Source organism: Nonomuraea sp. NPDC003201 (assembly GCF_053590415.1).
In genome coordinates this window covers 107,137-114,306 of the sequence record NZ_JBSFTC010000006.1, presented here as the reverse complement: position 1 = coordinate 114,306, position 7,170 = coordinate 107,137, and the positions used below count along the sequence as shown (strand labels likewise).

General features: G+C 70.5%; 8 protein-coding genes and 1 pseudogene. 5 read left to right on the top strand and 4 right to left on the bottom strand.

Features of this window, described 5'->3' with window-relative positions; translation table 11 throughout:
- A pseudogene (locus ACWDX9_RS05240) lies at nucleotides 1-213 on the top strand (hypothetical protein); the annotation flags it as partial.
- Here ACWDX9_RS05240 and ACWDX9_RS05235 read toward each other — a convergent pair.
- The gene (locus ACWDX9_RS05235) at nucleotides 192-488 is read right to left on the bottom strand and encodes a hypothetical protein (protein ID WP_350728630.1); all 297 of its coding nucleotides are present in this window, start codon (nucleotides 486-488) and stop codon (nucleotides 192-194) included. The pseudogene ACWDX9_RS05240 and the gene ACWDX9_RS05235 sit on opposite strands and share 22 nt — an antisense overlap.
- A 577-nt stretch (nucleotides 489-1,065) precedes the next feature.
- Here ACWDX9_RS05235 and ACWDX9_RS05230 point away from each other — a divergent pair.
- Nucleotides 1,066-1,944: a hypothetical protein gene (locus tag ACWDX9_RS05230; RefSeq protein WP_449949301.1), complete on the top strand. Its 879-nt coding sequence runs from the start codon at nucleotides 1,066-1,068 to the stop codon at nucleotides 1,942-1,944.
- 312 nt (nucleotides 1,945-2,256) lie between these two features.
- On the opposite strand, the gene ACWDX9_RS05225 is transcribed toward ACWDX9_RS05230, so the two are convergent.
- Nucleotides 2,257-2,859, bottom strand: coding sequence for a CGNR zinc finger domain-containing protein (locus ACWDX9_RS05225; RefSeq protein WP_449949299.1), 603 nt, complete (start codon nucleotides 2,857-2,859; stop codon nucleotides 2,257-2,259).
- Nucleotides 2,860-2,887: 28 nt separating this feature from the next.
- Between ACWDX9_RS05225 and ACWDX9_RS05220 the strand changes: the two genes are divergently transcribed.
- Nucleotides 2,888-3,769: an arginase family protein gene (locus ACWDX9_RS05220; protein WP_449949296.1), complete on the top strand. Its 882-nt coding sequence runs from the start codon at nucleotides 2,888-2,890 to the stop codon at nucleotides 3,767-3,769.
- Here the strand turns inward: ACWDX9_RS05220 and ACWDX9_RS05215 are convergent.
- Complete coding sequence (locus tag ACWDX9_RS05215; RefSeq protein ID WP_449949294.1) at nucleotides 3,766-5,322, bottom strand: hypothetical protein; 1,557 nt, start codon at nucleotides 5,320-5,322, stop codon at nucleotides 3,766-3,768. The genes ACWDX9_RS05220 and ACWDX9_RS05215 overlap by 4 nt on opposite strands.
- Nucleotides 5,323-5,418: 96 nt before the next feature.
- Between ACWDX9_RS05215 and ACWDX9_RS05210 the strand changes: the two genes are divergently transcribed.
- On the top strand, nucleotides 5,419-6,201 hold the full coding sequence (locus tag ACWDX9_RS05210) for an SDR family NAD(P)-dependent oxidoreductase (RefSeq protein ID WP_449949310.1): 783 nt from the start codon (nucleotides 5,419-5,421) through the stop codon (nucleotides 6,199-6,201).
- A gap of 39 nt (nucleotides 6,202-6,240) precedes the next feature.
- Here ACWDX9_RS05210 and ACWDX9_RS05205 read toward each other — a convergent pair whose 3' ends face one another.
- Nucleotides 6,241-6,633, bottom strand: a complete 393-nt coding sequence (locus ACWDX9_RS05205) for a VOC family protein (RefSeq protein WP_449949291.1) — start codon at nucleotides 6,631-6,633, stop codon at nucleotides 6,241-6,243.
- A 44-nt stretch (nucleotides 6,634-6,677) separates the two neighbouring features.
- On the opposite strand from ACWDX9_RS05205, the gene ACWDX9_RS05200 reads away from it, so the two are divergent.
- Nucleotides 6,678-7,124 carry a MarR family winged helix-turn-helix transcriptional regulator gene (locus ACWDX9_RS05200; RefSeq protein WP_449949289.1) on the top strand — a complete coding sequence of 149 codons (447 nt, stop codon included), beginning with the start codon at nucleotides 6,678-6,680 and terminating at the stop codon, nucleotides 7,122-7,124.
- Nucleotides 7,125-7,170 lie beyond the last annotated feature (46 nt).

Sequence of the window (7,170 nt, the reverse complement as noted above, 5' to 3'; positions counted from 1 at the left end):
CCCCTGCTCGAGCGCTACAACTTCCCGGCCACGGTCTTCCTGACCAGCGGCTGGGTGTCCGACGCGGGCAAGGACGCGGCCGTGTTCGGGCTCGGCCAGCCCGGCCTCGCGGTACGCCTGCCGGACGGCCGCCTCCGGGTCCTCGCCCGGCCCGGTGGCCACGGCCACCTGCTCCCACGTCAAGGTCGTCATCAGTCGGCCACCACCCGGTAGGAGCCGGGCACGTATTCACGCTGCCTGATCACCCTGTACCAGCCCTTGGGCAGTGAGATCGCGGCATGCTCCTCGTGCACGAGCCGCCCGCCTTCGGGCAGGTGCAGGAAGCCGCCGGCCAGGGTGCCGGGGCCGGGGATCGCGTGGCAGTGTCCGGTGGCCTCGCCATAGGCCAGAACCAGCCGCCCGCGAGCGTCCCGCGGCTCCGGCCGCAGCGTGCGCGGGGCGGACTCCTCCGGCACGGGCATGATCAGGATGTCGCCCTGTCGATACATCGACCAACCTCCATCGTCGGGGGGATGATCGAAAGCTATCTACCCTGACCGACAATTCCCGGTGCCCGGATGCCGCCACAGGGGGCGCGGGGGCAGCGGCCTTCGGGAGCAGGGGGCAGCATCGGTAGCGGGGTGGCTCAGCGGCGGCGGGCGCGGGACGCCGCGCGCCCACGCCTGCATGCGACCGGATCCCACGTCGGCAACACACCACGCGATCCGCAACCACCGGACGGAGACAGGACACCGCACCGGGGGCGGTGGCGAGCCGACTGCGGAAGCGAGCCGGCTGCGGCACCCGACCCGGGCAAGGGCGGCGGCGTGAGCACGGGAGGTGGCGGGGAGCGTCAGCGCCGACGCGCAGCGACCGTCCGGGATCCCTCCAACGACTCCCCACGACCTGAGCGCCGCACCCACCGCCGGGCGCACCCGGCCACCCTCTGGTCACCGGGCTCCTGCGAAGCGGACCCGCCTTCGTGGCGCGGTTCGCGTAACGCCGGCGCGCCCTCGCCCAGGCAAACCGTGCGCGCTTCGACACATCCGTATTAGCTTAGAGTCATCGAGTGATAACGTTCCGCCCATGCCCTCCTCCCAGCATGAGGCACTCCATCGCATCTTCCGCGACAAACCAGAGCTGTTCGCTCATGCCTTCAAGATCCTCGACATCGACTTCCCGACGCCTTCCGAGGTCGCTGTAGTCGATACCGACATGACGGAAATAGTGCCGATTGAGCGGCGCGCTGACACGGTGATGATGTTCACCTCCCGGTGGGGGTCCAAAACCGTGGTGATCATCGAGTCACAATCACGCATAGACGACGACAAGGCGTCTGCGTGGGCCTATTACCTCAGCCACGCGCACATCAAGTTCCGCTGTCCCGCCATGCTCCTCGTGACCTGCCAGGACGAGGCCACGGCCACATGGGCCCGCGAGCCGAAACGGATCGGCCTGCCCGGCTGCCCGTGCTTGATCGTCCATCCCATAGCGCTCGGCCCTGACAACGTGCCTCAGATCATCGACCCGGCCGAAGCGTGCGAAGACGCGGTGCTCACCATGTTCTCGGCACTCACACATGCGCGTTCACCCAAGGTCAATGCGATACTGAAGGCCCTGGACGTCGCGCTGACCGCGGTCGACACCGACACCGCCGCATACCTCGCCGAACAAACGGAAATAGGCCTCGGAAACACTAAAGCCCGGCAGATCTGGAGATCTCTGATGGCCATGCAGAACTATCGATTCAAGTCCGAGTTCGCGGAGATGCTCCGGGCCGAAGGACGGGCCGAAGGTGAGGCTCGTGGCGAAGCGAAGTCCGTGCTGAAGATCCTTGAGCAGCGCAACATACCTGTCTCGGACTCCATCCGGGAGAGAGTCCTGGCATGCACCGACCTCGCCCTCCTTGAGAGCTGGCTCGTCCGATCACTGAAGGCCACCACCGCCGAAGAGCTCTTCGATTGAAGATCCGGCTCAGCTGAAGCCCGACCGCCCACAGCTGGGATACCTGAATCCCCTCCATCACGCCCTGCATGAAACCGGCATCGCGTCAGCCCAGCCACTCACGCCAACGACACCCCTGCACATCCGGCGACGCGCCATGACAACGCGATGAGCGGGCGGCGCGACCAGACGACCTTCTCCAGCGGACCTCATGGAGGCGTTCGCGCCCGACATCATCCCGATCCCCTGTAGAAGATCCAGCGCAAGATCGGCCAGATCTCCGCCGGACCGGTACACGCGCCGGTCGCCGGGATATCGTCGTACGCCCGAGGCTCAGCGGCGGCGGGCGCGGGAGGCGGCGGCGTGGGCGCGGTTGGCGCAGCGGGTCGAGCAGAACTGGCGCTTGCCCGGGCGGCTGTGGTCCACGAAAGCGTCCTTGCAGGGGTCGGCCGCGCAGAGGCGCAGCCGTTCCCAGTCGCCTGTGGCGGCGAGGTCGAGCAGCTCGGCGACGGATCGTACGGCGAGCCGTTCGGCGAGGTCGGCTCCCTCCGGTGCGGTGAGGCGGTGGCGTGGCGCGCCGTCCGACTCCTCCACCACCACCCGGATCGGCAGCTCGCCCGCCCACCGCGCAAGGGCGCGCGTCCGATCGGGAGGGTCGCAGGACAGCACGGCACGCAGCCGCTCGCGGACCGCCCGCACGGCCCGCAGGTCCCCCGCGTCCGGCCCGCCGATTCCTGCCGAGTCCTCGCCCGGCGCACCACTGAGCGGCTCCCCCACCGGCAGCACCTTCGCCCGCGCCTCCGGTGCAAGGTGCAGTTCGTGGCAGAAGCGGTGCAGGGCCGCCAAGTCGGGCAGGCGCTCCGGGTCGTCCAGGTACTCGTCCCACGTGTTGGCCAGATCCAGTGCCACAAGACCCGTTTCAGCGAACTGGCGCATCCATCCTCCCTCTGTTACCGTCACGACTATGAACAGAATAACCCCTGACAGGCACCTGACGGTCCTCGACGCCCCGTCCAATCTCGGCCTGCGCCCGCTCGCCCCCGACACCATCCCCGGCTGCTACAAAGCCCCCTGGGCGCTGCGGAACGCGGGCCTCGTGCAGCGGCTCGGCGCCGCCGACGCGGGGACGCTGGTCCCGCCCCGCTATGTCGCCACCTGGGAGCCCGGGAGCGGCGTGCGCAACGGCCCAGCCATCGCCTCCTACGCCCGCAGGCTCGCCGACGAGGTGACCGGCATCCGGGCGGCGGGAGGGTTCCCGGTGCTGCTCGGCGGCGACTGCTCGATCCTGCTCGGCCCCGCCCTCGCCCTGCGCCGGAGCGGGCGGTACGGGGTGGCGTACCTGGACGCGCATGCCGACTTCCGGCACCTGGGCAACAGCCCGCACGTCGGGGCGGCGGCCGGGGAGGACCTGGCGCTGATCACCGGGCGCGGTGACGACTACCTGGCGGACATCGACGGGCTGCGGCCGTACATCAGGGACGAGGACGTGATCGTGATCGGGGTCCGGGACGAGGAGGACCTGCGGGACATCGCGGACAGCGGCATCGCGCACCTCCCGGGCACCGACATCTCCCTCGACGACGCGAGCAAGGTGCTGGTGCGTGACGAGCTCGACGGGTTCTGGATCCACGTGGACGCCGACGTCCTCGACCCGTCCGTGCTGCCCGCCGTGGACTCCCCCACCCCGGGCGGGCTCGACGCCGCGCAGCTCACGGAGCTGATCCGCGGCCTGGCGCAGCTGCCGGGAGCCGCCGGCCTGGAGGTGACGATCCTCGATCCCGACCTGGACGAGGACGGCAGCCAGGCCGCCCTGCTGGCGGACATCCTCGTCTCCGCACTCACCTAACGGATCGTGTAGCCGCTCGTGCTGGAGTGGCCGGTCTCGTTCGTGGCGGTGATCGAGGTCCAGGGGCCCGTGGGTACGTACGGGGCCCACGCCGACTCCAGCCGCCCCCGCCCGTACCACTCCTGCCTGACCACCGCCCCCTGCGGGTCGAAGCGGAGCGTCCCGCCGCGCAGGTTGTAGCCCTCGACGAGGATGCCCTGCCGCCCGTTCATCTCCTTGCGGGTGGCGCCGACGATGATCGGCTGCCGCCAGCCGTTCACGATGTCGTCGGCCAGTGAGGGCGTGTCGTAGCGGGCCTGGCAGGTGAAGAACGGATCCCAGCCATAAGAGATGATTTTTCCGGCATGGGTCCCCGCCGCCATCACCTGCGAGTCGATCCGGCCCTTCGTGGTACGCCCGCGCAACGGCAGCGGATCCACCCGCCCGCACTCCCCGTCCACCGGCGTCGGCTCGAACCCCTCCACGTTCACCCACAGCTCCACCCCGGACGGCACCCGCCGCGCCGCGGCCTCGATGTAGTCGCGCGTGGACCCGTAGTACGCCCGGGCATTGCTCACATCCCCGACCACCGGCGCCAATCGCGGAGCGACGGGCGCCTCCCCCTCATGAACCCCGTACACCGGCACCTTCCCCGTCCCCCGCCCGTCCTGCACGGCGACGGCCATGGGCGCCCCGGCCCGGGTCGCGGCGATGTCCGCCAGCCCCTTCTCCACCTGCCCGGGCGGGAACCCGCGCCCCCTCCGGGCGTCGATGTACGGGCTGACCACGATCTTCTTCCCGGGCAGGGCCGCGGCGACGACCGCGTGCTGGGCCGCGTACAGCTCGATGATCGGATCCTTCGGCCCCCGCCCCCGCATGGCCAGCTCGAACGACTGGTAGACCCCGCCCAACGCCGCCGACCTCCCGAACCGCTCCCGGTAGTCGGCCAGCACCCGCGCGGTGAAGGCGCTCAGCGCGGGGGTGTGCGCGGGGTCGGGCTCCCACGGCTTGCCCTCCTGCTGCGGCGCGGCGGGCAGCCCGGGGAACACTGTCATCCCGTACGCGGCCGCCTCGGCCATCAGGTTGCCGAGCCCGTCGCCGTCCGTGGAGACGAGCACGAGATCCTGGACGGGGTCCGCGCAGGACCCGGCCAGCGAGACCCGGTAGAAGATCCGGCCCCGGCTCTCGATCCGCCGGTCCAGCCCCGGGCAGCGCAGCAGCCCCTTCCCGAACTCCTCGCTGGTCACGTACGTGTAGACGTGACGGACCCCGGGCACCTCGGCGCACGGCCGCCCGTCCACGAGACAGTCGGCGAAGACGGGATCCTCGCGGGCGCTGAACCTCGGCCCGAACGTGATGAGCGTGTCGCCGCCGATCGCGTGGACGGCCTCGACCATGCGCCGCGTCACGCACGGATCGGCGCGGGGGATGACCCAGTAGCCGGTGACGGCGTACGGGGCGACGACCCGGGTGTCGCGCGACTGGCACTCCTCCACCCCGGAGGAGTCGCCGGGAACGACCAGACTCGCCACGAAGGCGCCCGCCACGACCAGCCACAGGATGATCCGGTGCACCCACGCCCCTTCCACGCCACCCCAAGCCTACGCATCCGGCGCGCCGTGCACGTGTCCCGGCGTGACCTGCGGCACCTGATCACGGACAATGACATGGTGCGCATCGATCTCAGCGGCAAGACCGCGCTGGTCACCGGCTCGACCCAGGGCATCGGGGCGGCCATCGCCGAAGGGCTGGCGCTGGCGGGGGCCCGCGTCGGGATCAACGGCCGCACCGAGAGCTCCGTCGCGATGGCGATGGAACAGATCGGTGTCGGCGACCTGATCGAGGCGCCCGGCGACGTGACCTCGGACGAGGGCTGCGCGGCGGTGCTGGACGCGCTGCCGCAGGTGGACATCCTGGTCAACAACCTGGGAATCTTCGGGGCCAGGCCCGCGCTCGAGATCGACGACGCCGAGTGGCGGCGCTACTTCGAGGTCAACGTGCTGGCCGCGGTCCGGCTCACCCGTACGTACCTGCCGGGCATGATCGAGCGCGACTGGGGCCGGATCCAGTACATCGCCAGCGACTCCGCCGTGGCCATCCCCGTCGAGATGATCCACTACGGCATGACGAAGACCGCGCTGCTGGGGGTTTCCCGGGGCTTCGCCAAGGCGGCGGCTGGCACGGGGGTGACGATCAACTCGGTGCTCGCCGGGCCGACGCACACGGGAGGCGTGGAGGAGTTCGTCTACCAGCTCGTGGACAAGGAGCTGCCGTGGGAGGAGGCGCAGCGGGCGTTCATGCGGGAGCACCGGCCGCAGTCGCTGCTGCAGCGCCTGATCGAGCCCGAGGAGATCGCGAACATGGTCGTCTACCTCAGCTCGCCCTTCGCCTCCGCGACCACGGGCGGCGCGGTGCGGGTGGACGGCGGCTACGTGGACTCGATCCTCCCGTGAAGACCTCCTCCGAAGGTCTCCCCTGAAGATCTTCCATGATCAGTACGACTGGAGCTCGATGAGGTTGCCCTCCGGGTCGCGCAGGTGCGCGGTCCGCAGGGTGGGCGCCCAGTCGGGGCGGTCCTGGGGCGGGGCGACGACCGTGGCGCCGTGGCGGCCCAGGCAGTCGGCGGCCGCGTCGACGTCGTCCACCTTTATGACCAGCATCGACGTGTCCTGAGCAGCCTGGGGCAGGTCCGCGGTGCCGACGGCGGCCGCGAGCCGGTCCCGGCCGAACAGGACCAGCCCGGCCTGCCCCTCGATGTCCCAGTTGGCGTATCCGGGCAGGACCTTCACCGGCTCGACGCCGAGCAGCTCGCGCAGCACGGCCTGGTAGAAGGCGGCACTGGCCGGGAAGTCACGCACCAGCAGGCGGGGGTAGAGCGCGTCCATCGGAGGGCCTCCAGCGAGAAATAGTGGGTAACTACCAATTATTGGTGACAACCTACACTAAGGGCATGGACCTGCCGCCCACCCTGCTCGCGATCACGACCTTCGTCCTGCACAAGGTCGGGGTGGGGAGCCGCCGCGCCGTGGCGGCCCGGCTGGCGGACGAGGCCGGGCTGAGCCTGTGGCAGTTCGCCGTGCTGGCCACGCTGGCCGACTCCGGACCCGCCGCCCAGCGCGAGATCGGCGACCGGCTGGGGCTCGATCCGAGCGACATGGTGCGCCTGATGGACGAGCTGATCGGCGCGGGGCTGGCCGAACGCGACCGCGACCCGGCCGACCGGCGGCGTTACCGGATCTCGCTGACGCCCGCGGGCCGCGACGCGCTGGAGCAGGGTCGGGCCCTGGTGGAGCGCGTGGAACGGGAGACGCTGGCACCGCTGACGGCGGACGAGCGGGAGCGACTCCACGAGCTGATCACGAAAATCTTCAGATAACGGCGATGAGCAGGGAAAAAGCCGCCGGAGTGATAGGCCCGGCCGT